The 17,349-nt window shown below is 47.4% G+C and carries 17 protein-coding genes and 4 tRNA genes; 19 read left to right on the top strand and 2 right to left on the bottom strand.

Translation table 11 applies throughout. The annotated features are described in order from the left end of the window. Window positions 1–267: 267 nt before the first annotated feature. On the bottom strand, window positions 268–537 hold the full coding sequence (locus FTT63_RS13255) for an oxidative damage protection protein (protein ID WP_005181625.1): 270 nt from the start codon (window positions 535–537) through the stop codon (window positions 268–270). A 21-nt stretch (window positions 538–558) separates the two neighbouring features. Next, window positions 559–1,989 (bottom strand): argininosuccinate lyase, encoded by a 1,431-nt coding sequence (gene argH, locus FTT63_RS13250; protein ID WP_171457075.1) that lies wholly within the window; start codon window positions 1,987–1,989, stop codon window positions 559–561. On the opposite strand from argH, the gene FTT63_RS13245 reads away from it, so the two are divergent. The 19 genes from FTT63_RS13245 to tuf form a co-directional block, all read left to right on the top strand. Beyond that, on the top strand, window positions 1,980–3,134 hold the full coding sequence (locus FTT63_RS13245) for a sensor histidine kinase (protein WP_104989206.1): 1,155 nt from the start codon (window positions 1,980–1,982) through the stop codon (window positions 3,132–3,134). The genes argH and FTT63_RS13245 overlap by 10 nt on opposite strands. A gap of 55 nt (window positions 3,135–3,189) precedes the next feature. Next, window positions 3,190–3,930 (top strand): LytTR family DNA-binding domain-containing protein, encoded by a 741-nt coding sequence (locus tag FTT63_RS13240; RefSeq protein WP_127799612.1) that lies wholly within the window; start codon window positions 3,190–3,192, stop codon window positions 3,928–3,930. Window positions 3,931–4,038: 108 nt separating this feature from the next. Next, window positions 4,039–4,956 carry a hydroxymethylbilane synthase gene (gene hemC / locus FTT63_RS13235; protein ID WP_034598116.1) on the top strand — a complete coding sequence of 306 codons (918 nt, stop codon included), beginning with the start codon at window positions 4,039–4,041 and terminating at the stop codon, window positions 4,954–4,956. 1 nt (window position 4,957) lies between these two features. Further along, the gene (locus tag FTT63_RS13230) at window positions 4,958–5,737 is read left to right on the top strand and encodes a uroporphyrinogen-III synthase (RefSeq protein ID WP_127799614.1); all 780 of its coding nucleotides are present in this window, start codon (window positions 4,958–4,960) and stop codon (window positions 5,735–5,737) included. Next, window positions 5,734–6,579 carry a hypothetical protein gene (locus FTT63_RS13225; protein ID WP_127799616.1) on the top strand — a complete coding sequence of 282 codons (846 nt, stop codon included), beginning with the start codon at window positions 5,734–5,736 and terminating at the stop codon, window positions 6,577–6,579. Before FTT63_RS13230 ends, FTT63_RS13225 begins: the two co-directional genes overlap by 4 nt. 2 nt (window positions 6,580–6,581) lie before the next feature. After that, window positions 6,582–7,775, top strand: a complete 1,194-nt coding sequence (locus tag FTT63_RS13220; RefSeq protein WP_127799618.1) for a heme biosynthesis protein HemY — start codon at window positions 6,582–6,584, stop codon at window positions 7,773–7,775. A gap of 10 nt (window positions 7,776–7,785) precedes the next feature. After that, entirely contained in the window at window positions 7,786–8,214 is a 429-nt protein-coding gene (locus FTT63_RS13215) for a thioesterase family protein (RefSeq protein WP_005181644.1), read from the top strand. 145 nt (window positions 8,215–8,359) lie between these two features. Next, on the top strand, window positions 8,360–8,686 hold the full coding sequence (locus tag FTT63_RS13210; RefSeq protein ID WP_075167809.1) for an H-NS family nucleoid-associated regulatory protein: 327 nt from the start codon (window positions 8,360–8,362) through the stop codon (window positions 8,684–8,686). A gap of 163 nt (window positions 8,687–8,849) precedes the next feature. Next, entirely contained in the window at window positions 8,850–9,590 is a 741-nt protein-coding gene (gene gspN, locus FTT63_RS13205; protein WP_104473370.1) for a type II secretion system protein N, read from the top strand. Continuing rightward, window positions 9,590–10,426 (top strand): type II secretion system protein N, encoded by an 837-nt coding sequence (locus FTT63_RS13200; protein ID WP_127799620.1) that lies wholly within the window; start codon window positions 9,590–9,592, stop codon window positions 10,424–10,426. Before gspN ends, FTT63_RS13200 begins: the two co-directional genes overlap by 1 nt. 40 nt (window positions 10,427–10,466) lie before the next feature. Then, on the top strand, window positions 10,467–12,716 hold the full coding sequence (gspD, locus tag FTT63_RS13195; RefSeq protein WP_005181664.1) for a type II secretion system secretin GspD: 2,250 nt from the start codon (window positions 10,467–10,469) through the stop codon (window positions 12,714–12,716). Between the two features lie 66 nt (window positions 12,717–12,782). Continuing rightward, complete coding sequence (locus tag FTT63_RS13190) at window positions 12,783–13,490, top strand: FHA domain-containing protein (protein ID WP_127799622.1); 708 nt, start codon at window positions 12,783–12,785, stop codon at window positions 13,488–13,490. 63 nt (window positions 13,491–13,553) lie between these two features. Continuing rightward, window positions 13,554–14,225 (top strand): phosphoglycolate phosphatase, encoded by a 672-nt coding sequence (gene gph, locus FTT63_RS13185; protein ID WP_005181670.1) that lies wholly within the window; start codon window positions 13,554–13,556, stop codon window positions 14,223–14,225. 120 nt (window positions 14,226–14,345) lie between these two features. Continuing rightward, window positions 14,346–15,839, top strand: a complete 1,494-nt coding sequence (trpE, locus tag FTT63_RS13180) for an anthranilate synthase component I (RefSeq protein WP_127799624.1) — start codon at window positions 14,346–14,348, stop codon at window positions 15,837–15,839. Window positions 15,840–15,937: 98 nt separating this feature from the next. Continuing rightward, a tRNA-Thr gene (locus FTT63_RS13175) sits at window positions 15,938–16,013 on the top strand. A gap of 56 nt (window positions 16,014–16,069) precedes the next feature. Further along, a tRNA-Tyr gene (locus FTT63_RS13170) sits at window positions 16,070–16,153 on the top strand. Window positions 16,154–16,189: 36 nt separating this feature from the next. Then, a tRNA-Gly gene (locus tag FTT63_RS13165) sits at window positions 16,190–16,265 on the top strand. Window positions 16,266–16,280: 15 nt separating this feature from the next. Then, window positions 16,281–16,355 (top strand) — tRNA-Thr (locus FTT63_RS13160). A 148-nt stretch (window positions 16,356–16,503) separates the two neighbouring features. Continuing rightward, window positions 16,504–17,349: elongation factor Tu (tuf, locus tag FTT63_RS13155; RefSeq protein WP_180192398.1), on the top strand; the 846-nt coding region annotated here is incomplete at its 3' end.

The raw sequence follows: 17,349 nt of genomic DNA, 5'->3' as shown, positions 1-17,349 counted from the left end.
GAGGTGTTCGTAAGACGACTAAGGGTGTTAAAGCCCTTTTTCGCAGTACCAATGAAGCGTCAAAAGAGATGTGTGCAACTTAGGTTGCACTACGGAAACTCGGTTGCTTTAGCTCCGAGTAGTTCATACTACGCGCTTCGCTTGTCTTACGTAATTTTTACAACCGTGCATAAAAAAGAATCCCCAAAAATGGAGATTCTTTTTGCATGAAAGCCTACGCGGACTTCGTCCTTGTCTTGAGTAAAACTTAAAGCAGCGCTTTAAGTTTTACTCAGGCTTTAGCCCTTCGGCTTTTTCTAAAGTTTCATCATTATTGAAGAATTTTTCGCGTTGTTCTTCCAGAAACTTTTTCGCATCTGCTTCAAACACGTTTAAACGCTTTTCATTGATCAGCGTGGTCTGGTGTTTCAGCCATTCGTTCCAGGCCTGTTTAGACACGGTATCAAATAACTCCTGACCTTTGGCACCCGGGAACGGGGCAAAGTCCAAGCCTTCCATTTCTTGTTGATACTTACGGCAAAATACTTGTCGAGACATATCCATACTCCGAATTTAAGATTAAGCGTAAAGTTGCTCTAAACGGGCGTGGGCGCGTTCAATCGCAGCAGCGACTTGTGCCGGAGCAGTCCCCCCAATATGGTTACGTGCATTCACTGAAGCTTCCAGAGTTAAGGCTTTTTCAAATACATCGGCCTGAATCAGGTCAGAGAACTGCTGCAGCTGTTCCAGGGTCAGTTCAGACAGGTCTTTGCCTTCCTGTACGCCTAGTGCGACCGCTTTACCAACAATTTCATGGGCATCACGGAAAGCAACGCCATTTTTCACCAGGTAATCCGCAAGGTCGGTTGCAGTAGAGAAACCACGCAGCGCCGCTTCACGCATTTCTGCAATATTAGGCACCAATGCCGGAATCATGTCAGCAAACGCCATCAGTGAACCACGTACAGTATCAATTGCATCAAACAGAGGCTCTTTGTCTTCCTGGTTGTCTTTGTTATAGGCCAGTGGTTGACCTTTCATCAGGGTCAACAGGCTCATTAAATCACCATAAACACGGCCGGTTTTACCGCGAACCAGTTCAGGGACATCCGGGTTTTTCTTTTGCGGCATGATCGATGAACCGGTACAGAAGCGGTCAGGAATATTCACAAATTTAAACTGGGCTGAGGTCCACAGAATCAGTTCTTCCGACATACGTGACAGGTGCATCATGATTAACGATGCCGCAGCGTTAAATTCAATCCCGAAATCACGGTCAGATACTGCATCTAAAGAGTTTTCAGCCACGGCATCAAAGCCCAGTAATTCTGCGGTATAGGCGCGGTCGATTGGATAGGTTGTACCTGCCAGTGCAGCTGAACCGAGTGGCATACGGTTCACACGTTTACGGCAGTCAATTAAGCGCTCAGAGTCACGTACCAGCATTTCAAACCAGGCCATAAGGTGGTGACCAAAAGTCACAGGTTGAGCAGTTTGTAAATGGGTGAAGCCCGGCATAATCGTGTCAGTGTTTTTTTCCGCCAGGCTTAGAATACCAGTTTGTAGTTTTTTCAATAATTCTAAAATGGCATCAATTTCATCACGCACATACAGACGGATATCGGTCGCCACCTGGTCGTTACGGCTACGGCCGGTGTGCAGTTTTTTACCGGTAATGCCAATACGCTGGGTCAGGCGTGATTCGATGTTCATGTGCACATCTTCAAGGTCAATACGCCATTCAAACTGACCCGCTTCAATTTCGGCTTTAATGGTGTTTAAGCCGTTGATGATGTCGTCACGTTCCTGTGCAGTCAGCACGCCAACTTTGGCCAACATGGTTGCATGGGCGATTGAACCGGCAATATCTTGTTTATAAAAGCGTTGGTCAAATTGGACAGATGCTGTAAATTCAGCAACAAATGCGTCAGTAGCTTCAGAGAAACGACCGCCCCACATACCCGAAGTCTGGGTTTGTGACGGATTTGAGGAATTAGAAGATGTGGTCATGTCGGCTCAATAGAATAAAAAGCAGTAATTTGAAAACGAGTATAACAAATTCGGAATCACTTGCCGAAGGGCAGGTGAGATCATCTTTTGCAGATACGGCTGATGAAAAAAATTACAGTTATTTTTTTACGAAAATAGGGCGTTGGCAACATCTAATTGAATTATTTATTGCCAGCAATGTATTGGCCATGGTGCTGGCACTGGCTGAAGCGCAGGGCTGGCAGGCATTAACCGGCTCAAGGCTGCTGCAATATGTGCTGTATATTAACTGGGTGCTGCTGGCCTTTACTGCCTTTATTGAATATTTTCAAAGACGTTTGGGCCGGATGAGTCTGGGCTTTTCGCTCGGTTTTGGTTTTTTATTGCTACAGCTAATTGTACTGGTGACCACTTTAAGCCTGAATCTGCTGACGCATTTTGGCCAGAATTTTCATCTGCGTGACTTGACTGCAGCCGAGCTGGGGGGCGGGCTGGATTTGCATTTAAGTTATGGCATCTTGCTGGGAGCATTCTGTTTTCGCTATTTATATTTGCGCGAACAGAATTATCTGCGCGAGCAAAGTGCTCTAAAGGCCAAGGTGCATGCCTTGCAAGCGCGTATCCATCCGCATTTTTTATTCAACAGTTTAAATAATGTCATTAGCCTGATTGCGATTGATCCTGAAAAAGCCGAGCAGATGCTGCTCAATCTGTCACGTCTGTTTCGTGCCAGTTTACAGGAAGTCAAGCTGGTCAAGCTGCAGGAAGAAGTTGAATTATGCCAGCGTTATCTGGAGATTGAGCAGATTCGTCTGGGTGAACGCTTGCAGGTGGAATGGAAAATTGAACAGCCGCAACTGCTCAGTCAGGTACAAATTCCCTTATTAACTTTACAACCTTTACTGGAAAATAGTATTTTTCATGGTGTTGAAAAAATATCCAGACCGAGTACCATTAGCGTATTGGTAGAAATTTTGGAAAATCAAGTCAATATCGTCATTACAAACCCTTACGTAAACGCTAAAATGAATTTACGACAAGGACATGGTATTGCAATTCAAAATGTGCAACAGCGTCTACGCGCCTTTTATGGAAGAAAGGTGGTCTTTCAAACGTATGCAGGGGAGGGCATGTATACCACCGTGGTACAGTATCCATATAAATAAAAAAAAATTCACGTTAAGCTATAAAAATAAATGATTTAACGTAAAGGAGGGATAAATGGATGTTCTGATCTGTGATGATGAACCTCTTGCAACTGAGCGTTTGGCCCGCTTGGTGACTCAACTTGGACATCAGGTGGTGGCAACCGCCAGTCATGGTGAGCAGGCCATTGAGCTAGCAGATGAACATCAGCCAGATGTCGTGTTATTAGATATTCAGATGCCAGAAATGGATGGACTAAGCTGCGCCCAGCATTTGCGCGAGCTTGACTCCATGCCGGCAATTGTCTTTTGTACCGCCTATGATGAGCATGCACTTGATGCATTTAAATCGCAGGCAGAAGGGTATTTGTTAAAACCGGTCATGCAACAGGAATTGCAGCAGGTTTTAGATCACTTAACCAAACTCACGCAAGCCCAGCTGAGTCACATAAAACAAAAAGAAAATATGGAAGAATTGAATATAAAACGCCACCAGATCACGGCGAAAACTTATCGTGGTGTTGAACTGGTGCCTGTAGAAAATATTTATTATTTTTTAGCAGATCAAAAATATGTCACCGTGCGCCATAAAAATGGCAGCGTGCTGATTGACGAAACCTTAAAAGACCTGGAGCATGAATTTGCCGATCAGTTTATTCGGATTCATCGCAATGCACTGGTCTCGATTCATTATCTTGAAGGACTGGAAGTGATTAATACCGGTCAATATCAGGTGCGTTGTCGTGAACTGGAAGAACGTCTGGCAGTAAGCCGTCGTCATTTACCGACCTTAAGAGAACGTATTCAGAAACTGTAAGCACCGGCTGAAATGGCTTTTTCGCCATCTCAGGGTGCAAATTGACTTGCATTTTCAAGCGATCAGGTTAAGTTTAAGGGAATCCTTTTATTTGCTTTCACTGACATGATGAACACCCTGAAAATTGCAACTCGACAAAGCCCGCTGGCATTATGGCAGGCGGAACACATTCGTGCGCGTTTAGAAGCCTTACATGCCGGTCTAAACGTGGAGTTGGTCACCTTCGTGACCCAGGGTGATAAAATTCTCGATACCCCCTTAGCCAAAATTGGGGGCAAGGGACTGTTTGTCAAAGAATTAGAAGCAGCTTTGCTAGATGGTCGTGCTGACCTTGCTGTGCATTCCATGAAAGATGTGCCAATGGCGCTACCAGAAGGCTTAAGCCTGGCGGTGATTTGCGAGCGTGAAGATCCGCTGGATGCCTTTGTGTCCAATACTTATGCCAGCTTTCAGGACTTGCCGCAGGGTGCCAAAGTCGGAACGTCCAGTTTGCGTCGTAAATGCCAGATTTTAAAAGCACGCCCTGACCTGGAGATTATTGATTTGCGCGGTAACGTTGGTACCCGTCTGTCCAAGCTGGATGCAGGTCAATATGATGCGATTATTCTGGCCAGTGCCGGCCTGAAGCGTTTGGGCCTTAGTGAGCGGATTCGTCATACGCTCGCGCCTGAAGTGAGTTTGCCGGCCGTGGGTCAGGGCGCTTTGGGGCTGGAATGCCGGACTAATGATCAGGCCGTACTCGAGCTGATTTTGCCGTTGATGGATGATGAAACCAATGTCTGTGTACGCGCAGAACGTGCGTTTAATGCTTATCTGGAAGGTGGCTGTCAGGTGCCGATTGCCGGTTATGCCACTTTAAAAGATGGCCAGCTGTCGATGGAAGGCCGGGTGGGCAGTGTCGATGGCCAGACCTTGTTAAGCGCACAGCTCAGTGCCGCACCCGAGCAGGCCGAACAGCTGGGTGAACAACTGGCACAGAACCTGTTGGCACAAGGGGCAGGTGAGCTGCTAAAAGCCTTATATTAAGATGCTGTTTATTAATACCCGCCCGGCCGATCGAGCCTGTGCCTTGTCACAGGCTTTAAGGCAACAGGCCTGGTCGGTGATTGAGCTGCCTCTGCTGGAATTACAGGCCTGTCCCTGGTCCGATGCATTGGCACAGCTGTACCAGCAATTACTGCAGGCGCAGCGGATTGTGGTGGTCAGCCCGACCGCGGTACACATCGGGATGGAGTATCTGGCGCAAAGCGGTATTCATCTCGATCAATTACAACATTTACAGTGGATTGCGGTTGGTGAAAAAACGGCGCAGGTACTGGCGGAATACGGAATTTCGAGCGCCGTGCCGGAGGTTGAAACCTCGGAAGGGATGCTGGAACTGCCTTTATTAAAATCCCTGGCGGCCGGTTCGTGTATTGCCTTCTGGCGCGGTGAAGGTGGACGTCAGTTTATGATGGACAGCCTGCAACAGGCCGGAATGCAGATTCTGAATTTTATTTTATATCAGCGTCAGTGTCCGGCCGCGTCGATTCAGCAGATGCCCGCGCTATTGCCACAACTGCAGCAGCACCGGGACTATTGGATGCTGATTAGCAGTGAGGCCAGCTGGTTAAACTGGTTGCGGCTGAGTCAAGCGCAAAAAGAATTATTGAACCGGGGACGTTATCTGGTGCTGGGTGACCGCCTGGAAGCGCTGTTGATGGATTATCAACAACAGCATCACACCCGTTTTCAACTGATCAAGTTGACGAATTTAAAAACAGAAACAATACTGCAGCAGATTGAGCTTAAATCAGGACACGCATGAAGAAGCTACTTATTTTATTATTGATCATCGGCTTGGCCTGGATGTTAAAGCTGAGCTATGACGTATTTAAAATAACGGCGCAGCAGTCCGAATTGTCTCAGAGTATGCATCAGGCGGAAAAAAGCCGTGCTAATCTCAATGACCAGCTGGTGGCTTTGCAGCGCCAGAGTAGTAATCCTTCTCCATCTGTATCTTCAAGTGCGCCTGCAACTAATACTACGGTGCAGATCAGCCAGACCGCGATTACGGCGCAGCAGATGCTTCAACAGCAGCTGGAACTGATCGAATTTGCCTTAAAGCAGGCACAATATCCGTATGCACTGGAAAAGCTGGTAGCACTGGATGTTCAGCTGAATCAGTGGGCTTTGTCACCGGCCTTGGCTGAAAGCCTGCATCAAACCCTGAGTAAAGACCGGCAGCTGATCCAGCAATTTGCTGCACAGCGCAGTGCCCAGCAGCAGCAGGTCACTCAGGCTCTACAGCAGCTGGATCAGCTGTTGCGTCAGGAAATCCAGCAGCCGCAGCTGCAGCCGGCGCAAGCGGCCAATCCGGCCTTCTGGCACAAATGGTTGAAGCTGGAAGCCGCCGAGCAGCCAGCGACGGTGCTTAGTCAGCGTCAATTGCTGTTAAAAGAAGCGCAGCTGCGTTTATTACTGGCACGTCAGTTATTAGGACAAGGCCAATATCTGAATTATCAGCAGGAGCTGACTGAAATTCTTCATCTGTTACAGCCGCTGCCGGATCGGGGGGTGCAGCAGTTAAGCACTGAATTGGCGGAAATTCAGAGCCTGACCGTGATTCCTGTGCCGGTGCTGACCAGTCGCACCTTATTGGATGAATGATCATGAAGCAGATTGTTCTGGCCTATGTCTTGGTCACGTTGGTGCTGGTGGCCTTGCTCAGTGTATTCAGTTATGGCTATGGCGCGGGCTATGTTTACCTGTATTGGCGTGACTGGCAGCTACAGACCAATATCTGGGTGCTTTTAATTTTATTGATGCTGATCAGTCTGGTGGTGCAGCTGATCTGGGCGATGCTAAAGCGTTATTTAAGCCGTGAACAGCGTAAGCAGGCGGCGGTGTTTGATTTCCAGCATTTACATCCTTATGAGCAAATGGCAGTAATCTGGCTGCTGGATGCCGCGCGTGAGCAGGACGCCTTTATCCGTCAGGTATTTAACCAGTCTGGTTTATTAAAAGCCGTGATTCATTCACGCCTATCGCTGATGCAGCAGGATTATCCGGTGGCTTTGCAGATGTTAAACCAGAGCAAGGCCATGGCCTTTGAGCTGGCCGAGTTGCAGCGTATTGAAATTTATCTGGCGCAGCAGCAACCGGAAAAAGCCCTGACCCATCTGGAATTTTTAAATGGCCATCAACTGTCGCCGTGGCTTAAAGATGTTAAACAAGCCTATGAACAGCGCTTAACCGCACTGTGGGGAGAGTTTGCGCTGCAGTATCCATGGTTATATTTGCGTGCGACCCAATATGGGCATTTAGGGCTGGACAGCAAGCAGTTATGGCTTGAGCAAATCTTGCAGCATTTTGAGCAGGCCACACCGGAAGCATTGCAGGATTTAAAACAGCGTTATTGCAATCTGTCAGGGCAGATATTTACCCAGCCGTATGCGATTAAAGTGCTGTGGTTAAAAGTGCTGGTACGCTTAAGCGATATGGGAGAGCAGCAGGAGCATCTGGCGGTGCATTTACTGTCTGAACAGTTTCATCAGGATGTGTTCTATTTATGGTTCCAGCAGCAGCTGTTAAAACCGGTACCGGATTATCTCAAGATTGAAGATTATCTGAATCAGTGGGAACAGCAATATCCTGCTTTACCGGTATTGAGTTTTGCCAAATGGCATATATTGGAAGCCACCGGTCGTCATGACGATGCAGCACAGCTTCTGGATTTATATCCGGAACATATTTTAATGAACTATTTAAGAATTAAATCGGCATTAAAAGATCAACCGCATTTACAGCAGCAGTTAAATCTGGTGTTTGAAAATAATAGTCATTTCATGAAAATTAAAATCTAGGTAAAGTCGCATGCAATTAACCGATTATCCAGTAATTCATCAACAAGTGGTGGCATGGGGCGATATGGATGCGCTCGGTCATGTCAATAATGTGATGTATTACCGCTATATTGAAAGTGCCCGCATTCATTATATGGATCAGATCAGAATGATGCAGCAATCCTTTTCGACGGTAGTGGCATCAAATCAGTGCAAATATATGCGTCCGGTATTTTATCCGGATACCTTAAAAATAGGTGTACGGGTTGAGGAAATCCGAAATAGTGCTTTTCGCATGCATTATATATTATGGAGCGAGCAGCAACAGGCTGTAGTCGCGAGTGCAGAAGCCATCATGGTTTGTGTGAATTCTGAAAGTATGCAGAAAATGCCATTACCCGAGTCGATTCGGCAGCATATTTTGGCTTTGGAAAATAGTGTGGGGCATTATCTGGATTAATTCTAATCCCGAATAAATAGATTATTTATCTCTGTTAATAATTGTTTTTCATTTCAAATAATGATTGAAACTTAATTCAGATAAAAATATGATGTATTAATGCAATTGAAGTAAATTAATATAAAAGCATACTTGTGGAGTAAATATGATGCCCGATATTAGTAATTTGTCTGTAGAACAATTAAAGCGCTTGCAGGAAGAAGCGGAAGCATTAATTGCATCGAAAAAGGACCAGGCAGTTGAAGATGCATATAATCAGATTTTGGCAATTGCTGAAAATGCGGGTTTAAGCATTGAACAGATTCTTGAGTTTGGTGCGTCTAAACGTAAAAAGAATGTACGTAAATCGGTAGAGCCGCGTTATCGTAATAAAACCAATGCCAATGAAACCTGGACAGGTCGTGGTAAGCAACCGCGCTGGTTAGTGGCAGAACTGGAAAAAGGTGCCAAGCTTGAAGACTTCTTGATCTAAACTTCATCAGATTGTCATCTAAGCGCACTAGAGTGTCGAAACCAAGCAGAACTGCTTGGTTTTTTTATGTGTATCCGTTGGTGTTGTAAAAAAAGTGTGCATAATGTGTGCATGAAAATAACAATTTGTTCATGAATGCATTAGATAGGTTGGTCGTGGTGGAATGATAAAGAAACCGAGATACATCACGTGGTGGATTTTCGCCATCATTGCTTTTTTAATTTTTGTGTTATTACAGATTCCTGCAGCTTGGTTAATTTCAAAGTTTTATAAAAACAATCAGAGTTTACATAATGTCAGTGGCAACATCTGGCAGGGGCAGGCAGATTGGCACAAGGGACAGTTGCGTGGCAGCTTAAGCTGGAATACGCGTCCTTTAGACCTGTTATTGCTGAAAGTGGCAGCCGATGTTGAAATCCATAGTGGTCATACCGAACTAAAAGGCGTGATGGGTTACCGTTTTGGGACCTTCATGCTGAACGCTGTACACGGCCGTGTTGCGCCAGAAACTCTAAAAACCCTGGTCGACTGGCAATGGCCGACCAATCCGATTCAATTACAAAATATCGATCTGAACTATAGCAAGCAGCAAGGGTTTGCCCAGGCACAAGGCCAGCTCAACTGGGCCGGCGGGGAGCTGGTGTATCAGTTTGCCCAGCGTCAAGAGCGCATGACCGTGCCCACGCTGAAAGGCACGCTGTCGGATGAAAGCGGTAAACTGAAAATTGATGTGCGTGATGCACGTGACCAGAAAATGATAAACCTGAGTCTGGATCAGGAGATGATGCTGGATGTGCAGCTGACCCAGCGTTTATTGATGCATGTTCCTTCTTATGAAGGCAAGGCTGGTGCTGATACCTATGTAATCAGTACCCGCCAGCCGCTATTCAAGGGAGGCTTCTGATGCAGAAAATCTGGGAACAGCTGCAGACTCTCCAGCTGAAACAGGCCGATCGTGTCGCACCGTTATTGCTGGCGCTGCTGATTCTGTATTTATGCTGGAAGCTGGCCAGTCTGTTCTGGCTATTACTGGCGCCGCCTCAAGCGATGCAACTGGATCGGGTCGAACTGGGTTCGCAGCAGCTGCGTGTACCGAATATCAGCAGTTTTGCCTTGTTTCATGAAGCGAGCCAGCGTACGCAGGCCGAAGACAATCTGAACCTTCAATTACAAGGCGTGATGGTCGGTTATCCGAACCAGTTTTCTTCTGCCGTGCTCAAAGTCAATGAGGTGGCAGAGCGCTATCGCGTCGGCGATGTGATTGAAGGCAGTGGTTATCAGTTGGCTGAAGTGTACTGGGATCGGGTGGTTTTGCGTCATAGCAGTGGCGCCACCCGTGAGATAGAGTTTAAAGGCATTGAAAACGGGCTGAATCAGCCGATTGTGCCGACACAAAGCCCAGCTGCACCCAACAGAAATCCGGCACCGGCAACAACTGCGCAAAATGCGATTGGTCAGGCAGTGCAAAAGATTCAGCAAGACCGGGAACGCTATTTACAGGATATGGGTGTAAATAGTGGCAATGGTCAGGGTTATGAAATTACCGCACGGACACCGGCGGCACTCAGAAGCAGATTGGGATTACAACCAGGCGACCGGATTTTATCCTTAAATGGTCAGACTGTCGGACAAGGGCAAAATGAAGCCCAATTGCTGGAGCAGGCAAGACAGGACGGTCAGGTCAGACTGGAAGTTCAGCGTGGTGACCAGGTCATCACGGTACAACAAGATTTTAAGTGACGGATTTGTCACCTTATAGGGTTAGGAAACACGGTAGATTATGGCTTTATTAAATCATGAGCGTCCGCTTTGGGCATTGGTGGTCGGCGCACCTCTGGTGGCTATGGTAAGTACGGCGAGCTATGCACAAACCTGGAAAATTAATTTACGTGATGCTGACCTGACTGCATTTATTAATGAAGTGGCCGATATTACCGGTAAGAACTTCGCGGTTGATCCGCGGGTGCGCGGCAATGTCACGGTCATTTCCAACAAGCCGTTGAACCGCAATGAAGTCTATGACCTGTTTCTGGGCGTGCTTAATGTTAATGGGGTAGTGGCTATTCCCTCGGGCAATACCATCAAGCTGGTGCCAGATAACAATGTCAAAAGCTCCGGAATTCCGTTTGATGCACGCCAGAATGCGCGTGGCGACCAGATTGTGACCCGGGTCATCTGGCTGGAAAATACCAATGCCAATGACATGATTCCGGCTTTACGGCCTTTAATGCCGCAATTTGCCCATCTGTCTGCGGTGGCCGGCACCAATGCCCTGATTGTTTCGGACCGGGCCAGCAATATCTATCAGCTGGAAAATATCATCCGTAATTTAGATGGCACCGGCCAAAATGATATTGAAGCCATCTCGCTACAGTCCAGTCAGGCCGAAGAAGTGATTGGTCTGTTAGAGTCAATGAGCTCGACCGGTAATGCCAAAGATCTCAAAGGCTCGCGGGTGCGAATTGTGGCGGATAACCGGACCAATCGCATCATCATTAAAGGTGATACCGCCACCCGCAAGCGTATCCGTCAGATGATTGAAATGATGGATGTGCCGGCGGCCGACCGTCTCGGTGGCTTAAAAGTCTTTCGCTTAAAATATGCCAGTGCGCAAAGCCTGGCGGAAATTCTGCAAGGGCTAGTATCGGGGCAGGCGGTCAGCAGTTCATCTTCCAATACGAAAAACAGCAGTAATAATAGCGTTAGCAATCTGGTCAATAACAGCAGTAACAGCACATCCAGCAATAGCACGGGCAGTACCTCGCCAAGTATTACCCTGAATAACGGTTTTGATCAGCAGAGCCAGATCACCAGCTTTAATGGCAATGGCGTCAGTATTATTGCCGATAGTAGCCAGAACGCCCTGGTGGTCAAAGCCGATCCACAGCTGATGCGCGAAATTGAGTCTGCGATTCAGCAGCTGGATACACGCCGTCAACAGGTTCTCATTGAAGCCGCGATTATTGAAGTAGAAGGCACCGATGCCGATCAGCTTGGCGTGCAATGGGCCTTGGGTGATTTAAGCAGCGGCATTGGCCTGATCAATTTTGATAACTTGGGTTCCAGCCTGAAAAATATTGCCGCCGGTTATTTAACTGGAGGTGCAGCGGGTGCCGGTGGTGCGATTGGCGCGGGTACCTCACTGGTGCTGGGGGATTATCAGGAAGGTAGTGATGGTTCACGCCGTTTGTATGGCGCGCTGATTCAAGCTTTAAAAGAAACCACCAAATCCAATCTGTTGTCGACCCCATCTATTGTCACCATGGACAATGAAGAAGCCTATATTGTGGTTGGTGAGAACGTGCCGTTTGTCACTGGTTCGGTCAGTACCGGAAATGGTACCGTCAATCCCTATACCACCATTGAGCGTAAGGACGTCGGGGTCACCCTAAAAGTGGTGCCGCACATTGGCGAAAATGGCACAGTGCGTCTGGAAGTGGAACAGGAAGTTTCTGGGGTTAAATCCAGCAAAGGTCAGGCTCAGGACTTGGTCACCAGCAAACGAGCGATTAAAACCTCGATTCTGGCCGAGCATGGTCAGACCATTGTTTTGGGTGGCCTCATTTCAGATAACACTGCCTATTCTCGCCAGGCCGTGCCGGGGTTGGGTGCCATTCCAGGACTGGGACGTTTATTCCGTTCCGATGGTAAGTCCAATCAGAAGCGTAATCTGCTGATCTTTATTCACCCGACCATTGTTGGAGATCAGAATGATATCCGCCGGATTTCGCAGCAGCGTTATAGTCAGCTGTATAGCTTGCAACTGGCACTGGATCAGGATGGTAATTTTGCCAAACTGCCGGAGCGGGTGGAAGATATCTATCAGCAGCGGGTGCCAGTGTCTAAAACTCCACTAAATCAAACCCGTTATCAGCAGGTGCCATCCGCGACCCCTGCGGCACAGTCGGGGGCGGCTGTGGTGACCACGCCCGTTGCGGTAGAACCGGCGCTGCAGCGTCAGACCTTAAGCCCGCAAGTCAGCAATACTACCAATACCACCACCACGACCACCTTAAGACCGCGCTCTTAACAGAGCGGACATGGAATCTGGTTTTGAGCATGTTATGATGGGCAAAAATTTAAAGAGAAGTTCGCTATGACTTGGAAATTACAAGCAATTACGGGTGAATTTACCGGGCAGGAAATTAGTGTTGATCGTGACATGCTGGTGGGGCGTCATCAGGAAGCTGATGTGGTGCTGCAGTCGGCTGAAGTATCACGCAAACATGCTGCGTTGTTACTGAAAGCTGAAGACCTGTGGGTACAAGACTTAAATTCATCCAATGGCACCTTTGTGAATGACCTACGAATTGAGCAGGAAACCCCACTGCATGAGGGTGATATTGTCCAGTTTGCCAGCTTTAAATTTTCAGTCCTGGCACCAGCCAAACCGGAACTGTTGGCAGATGAGCCACTTGCGCCTGCAGGCACCGAAGTAGAACAGATTCCTGAGCTGGATGTGGTGGAAACCGCTACTGCAGCCGAGCCGACAGAAACTGTAGCAGTGAAAACGCCGGCACAGCAGATGAATGATCAGGGTATGCCTGAGCTGAAAGAGCGTGATGCATCGGTGCAACTGACACGTGATGGCATGCCAACCAATGTCGGTGTGCCAAAACCGGCACCAATTCCTGAAGGGACCGATTTAAGCGCAGCTACACCTGAACCACAACTAGTACCGGTTGAGCAGCCTGTATCACGGGTTGAGCAGGAAAAAGAGCAGCAGAAAAATGCCTCTGTCGGCCTGATGACCATTATTGTGCTGGTGATCCTGGCAATTATTGCCTGGCTGTTGTTTAAATAAACCGCGACACAGCATACAATCGAGGCATGCTTTGGCATGCCTTTATTTTTTGAGAGGACCAAAATGTCTGTGGCCAAACTTGACACCCGTGAGCTGATTTTATTTGACCTGGACGGTACGCTGGTCGATTCAGCCACCGATCTGTATCGTGCCATGAATATGAGCCTGAATGCCTTGCAGCTGCCCATGGTCACCGAAGCACAGGTACGCACCTGGATTGGCAAAGGCACCTCGGTATTTTGTCACAGCACCTTGCTGCATTTAACCGGAGAGGTGCATCCCGATCAGCATCAGCAGCTGCTGGAAACTTTCCTAGGAATTTACAATGCCGATCCTTGTCTGGATACCCAGCCTTTTGCCGGAATTCTGGAGTTTCTGGAATGGGGCAAACAGCAGCAGAAAAAAATGATCTGTGTCACCAACAAGCCCGAGCTGCCATCACGCGCCATTTTAGATGCACTGGACATGAGCCATTATTTTGTTGATGTGATTGGTGGTGATCGGTTTAGCGAACGTAAACCGCATCCACGCCAGTTATTGCACTGTGTTGAGACCTTTGGGGTAGAAAAATCCCAAGTGTTGATGATTGGCGACTCTTCCAATGATGTGGAAGCCGCACGTCGTGCCGGTATTGATTGTATTGTAGTCAGCTATGGCTATAATCATGGCGAGAGTATTTATGATTGTCAGCCGCAGCAAGTGGTGGATAATCTGACAGAATTATTAGCTTCCTAATGTAAGAATAGATGTAAAAGGACACCGCAATGAGTGATTGTGTAGTTTTTCGATGGCGTCACTAAGTCAGCACCTACCAGCAACCTTCCTATGACCCCGCGAAAATGAAAGAGATTCAACATGACCACTCAAGCCCAATATCAACAACTGCAAGCTGCCGGCTATAACCTGATTCCTGTCTACCGTCAGCGTCTGGCCGATACCGAAACCCCATTGTCTGTGTTTGCGCGTTTAAAAGAGCATGAACAGGCCTATCTGTTTGAATCTGTCGAAGGCGGTGAAAACTGGGCGCGCTATTCGATTATTGGTCTGGGCGAGTCGACCGTATTTTCTTGCAATGAAGGGCAGTTGACCATTCAGCAGACCAATGGCGAACTGCTACAGCAGCCGTGTAGTGATCCTTTCCAGTTTATCCGTGATTTCCAGGCCCAGTTTAAAGTGCCAACACAGGCCGATTTACCGGCGTTGCCAAGCTTTACTGGTGGACTGGTCGGTTACTTTGGCTATGACGCGGTGCGTTATATCGAACCGCGCCTGAACAATATTCCAGATGCTGATCCGGTGGGTCTGCCGGATATCTGGATGATGCTGTCTAAAACCGTAATCGTATTTGACAACTTAAAAGATACCTTATTCCTGATTGTGCATGCCGATAGCAAGGATGCTGATGCCTATCAGAAAGCGCAGGCGCAACTGGATGCGCTGGAGCAGTTGCTGGCGACACCGGTGAATCTGCAAGCACAGACTCATATGGCACCGCATTTTGAATCTTTAACCGGTCACGACAACTTTATTGCCTCGGTTGAGAAGGTTAAAGAATACATCCGTGCTGGTGATGTCATGCAAGTGGTGCCGGGGCATCGTATGGTGTCTGACTTTGATGGTGAGCCGTTACAGGTCTATCGCGCTTTACGTCACCTTAATCCATCACCATATCTGTTCCTGGTGCAAGGGCGCACCTTGGACAATGACACCCCATTCCATATTGTTGGGTCATCGCCGGAAATTCTGTCACGTCTGGAAAATGGTATTGCCACCGTGCGTCCACTCGCTGGCACACGTCCACGTGGTAAAACCAAAGAAGAAGATCTGGCCTTGGAAAAAGATTTACTTTCTGATGAAAAAGAGATTGCTGAGCATTTAATGCTGATTGACTTGGGTCGTAATGATGTTGGTCGCGTCTCAAAAATTGGCAAAGTGCAGGTGACTGATCAAATGGTGATCGAACGTTATTCGCATGTCATGCATATTGTGTCCAATGTGCAGGGTGAAGTGCGTGATGATGTTGATGCCTTGGATGTTTTTAAGGCAACTTTCCCGGCAGGCACACTTTCTGGGGCACCAAAAATCCGTGCCATGGAAATTATTGACGAAGTTGAGCCAGTAAAACGTGGAATTTTTGGTGGTGCTGTTGGTTATTTAGGCTGGCATGGCGAAATGGACATGTCGATTGCGATTCGGACCTGTGTTATTCGTGAAAATAAGGTCTATGTGCAGGCTGGCGCAGGCCTTGTTGCCGACTCAAATCCTGAATCTGAGTGGAATGAAACCCAAATAAAAGCTCGCGCAGTGATCAAAGCGGTTGAATTATCGTCAAACGGATTGATTTTGTGAGTTTTTGACGGTTTTTTTAAAAAAAACACTTGCACGGATTTCAAGTTTTGCTAAACTGCACACCGTTCCGATACGAAACGTACGAAACACTAAGAAACGCCGGCATAGCTCAGTTGGTAGAGCAACTGACTTGTAATCAGTAGGTCCACAGTTCGAATCCGTGTGCCGGCACCATCTTAGAGAATTCGAGATGTGAAGTAAAGAACGAGCACTGCAATAAGTGTGATATTGGTGGGATTCCCGAGCGGTCAAAGGGAGCAGACTGTAACTCTGCCGCGTAAGCTTCGAAGGTTCGAATCCTTCTCCCACCACCATTAACTTCGAATGAAGTGGTACATTACCAACAATGTGCGGGAGTAGCTCAGTTGGTAGAGCGGCAGCCTTCCAAGCTGCATGTCGCGAGTTCGATCCTCGTCTCCCGCTCCATCATCGAAGATGATCGCTCTTATAGCTCAGTGGTAGAGCACTCCCTTGGTAAGGGAGAGGTCTCGAGTTCAAATCTCGATAAGAGCTCCAGATACAGTTTAGCAACTTAGTTGCATGAGATTTAAAGAAAGCAGGCTATTTAGTCTGCTTTTTAAGTATTAGATGTCTAGTTTTTTAGGCGATATGTCGAGGCTGGGTATTACTCAGATTGTGTTCGACGTAAACGAGGAAAATAAACATGGCTAAGGCTAAGTTTGAACGTAATAAGCCACACGTTAACGTGGGCACAATCGGTCACGTTGACCATGGTAAAACAACTTTAACAGCTGCAATTGCAACTGTATGTGCGAAGAAATTCGGTGGTGAAGCGAAAGATTACGCTGCAATCGACTCTGCTCCAGAAGAAAAAGCACGTGGTATTACAATTAACACTTCTCACGTAGAATACGATTCTCCAACTCGTCACTACGCTCACGTTGACTGCCCAGGTCACGCCGACTATGTTAAAAACATGATCACTGGTGCTGCTCAGATGGACGGTGCGATCCTTGTTTGTTCAGCGACTGATGGTCCAATGCCACAAACTCGTGAACACATCCTTCTTTCTCGTCAGGTAGGTGTACCTTACATCATCGTATTCTTAAACAAATGCGATATCGTAGACGACGAAGAGTTAATCGAATTAGTTGAAATGGAAGTTCGTGAACTTCTTTCTACTTACGACTTCCCAGGCGATGACACTCCAGTAATCCGTGGTTCTGCTCTTGCAGCACTTAACGGTGAATCAGGTCAATATGGCGAAGACGCTGTTGTTGCTCTTGTTGAAGCACTTGACTCTTACATTCCAGAGCCAGTACGTGCAATCGATCAAGCATTCTTGATGCCAATCGAAGACGTATTCTCTATTTCTGGTCGTGGTACAGTTGTAACTGGCCGTGTAGAAACTGGTATCGTTAAAGTTGGTGAAGAAGTTGAAATCGTTGGTATCAAAGATACAGCGAAAACAACTGTTACTGGCGTTGAAATGTTCCGTAAGCTTCTTGACGAAGGTCGTGCTGGCGAGAACTGTGGTGTTCTTCTACGT

Source organism: Acinetobacter sp. C15 (genome assembly GCF_013420645.1).
Taxonomy (GTDB): Bacteria; Pseudomonadota; Gammaproteobacteria; order Pseudomonadales; family Moraxellaceae; genus Acinetobacter; species Acinetobacter indicus.
This window is presented reverse-complemented; position numbering and strand designations above follow the sequence as displayed.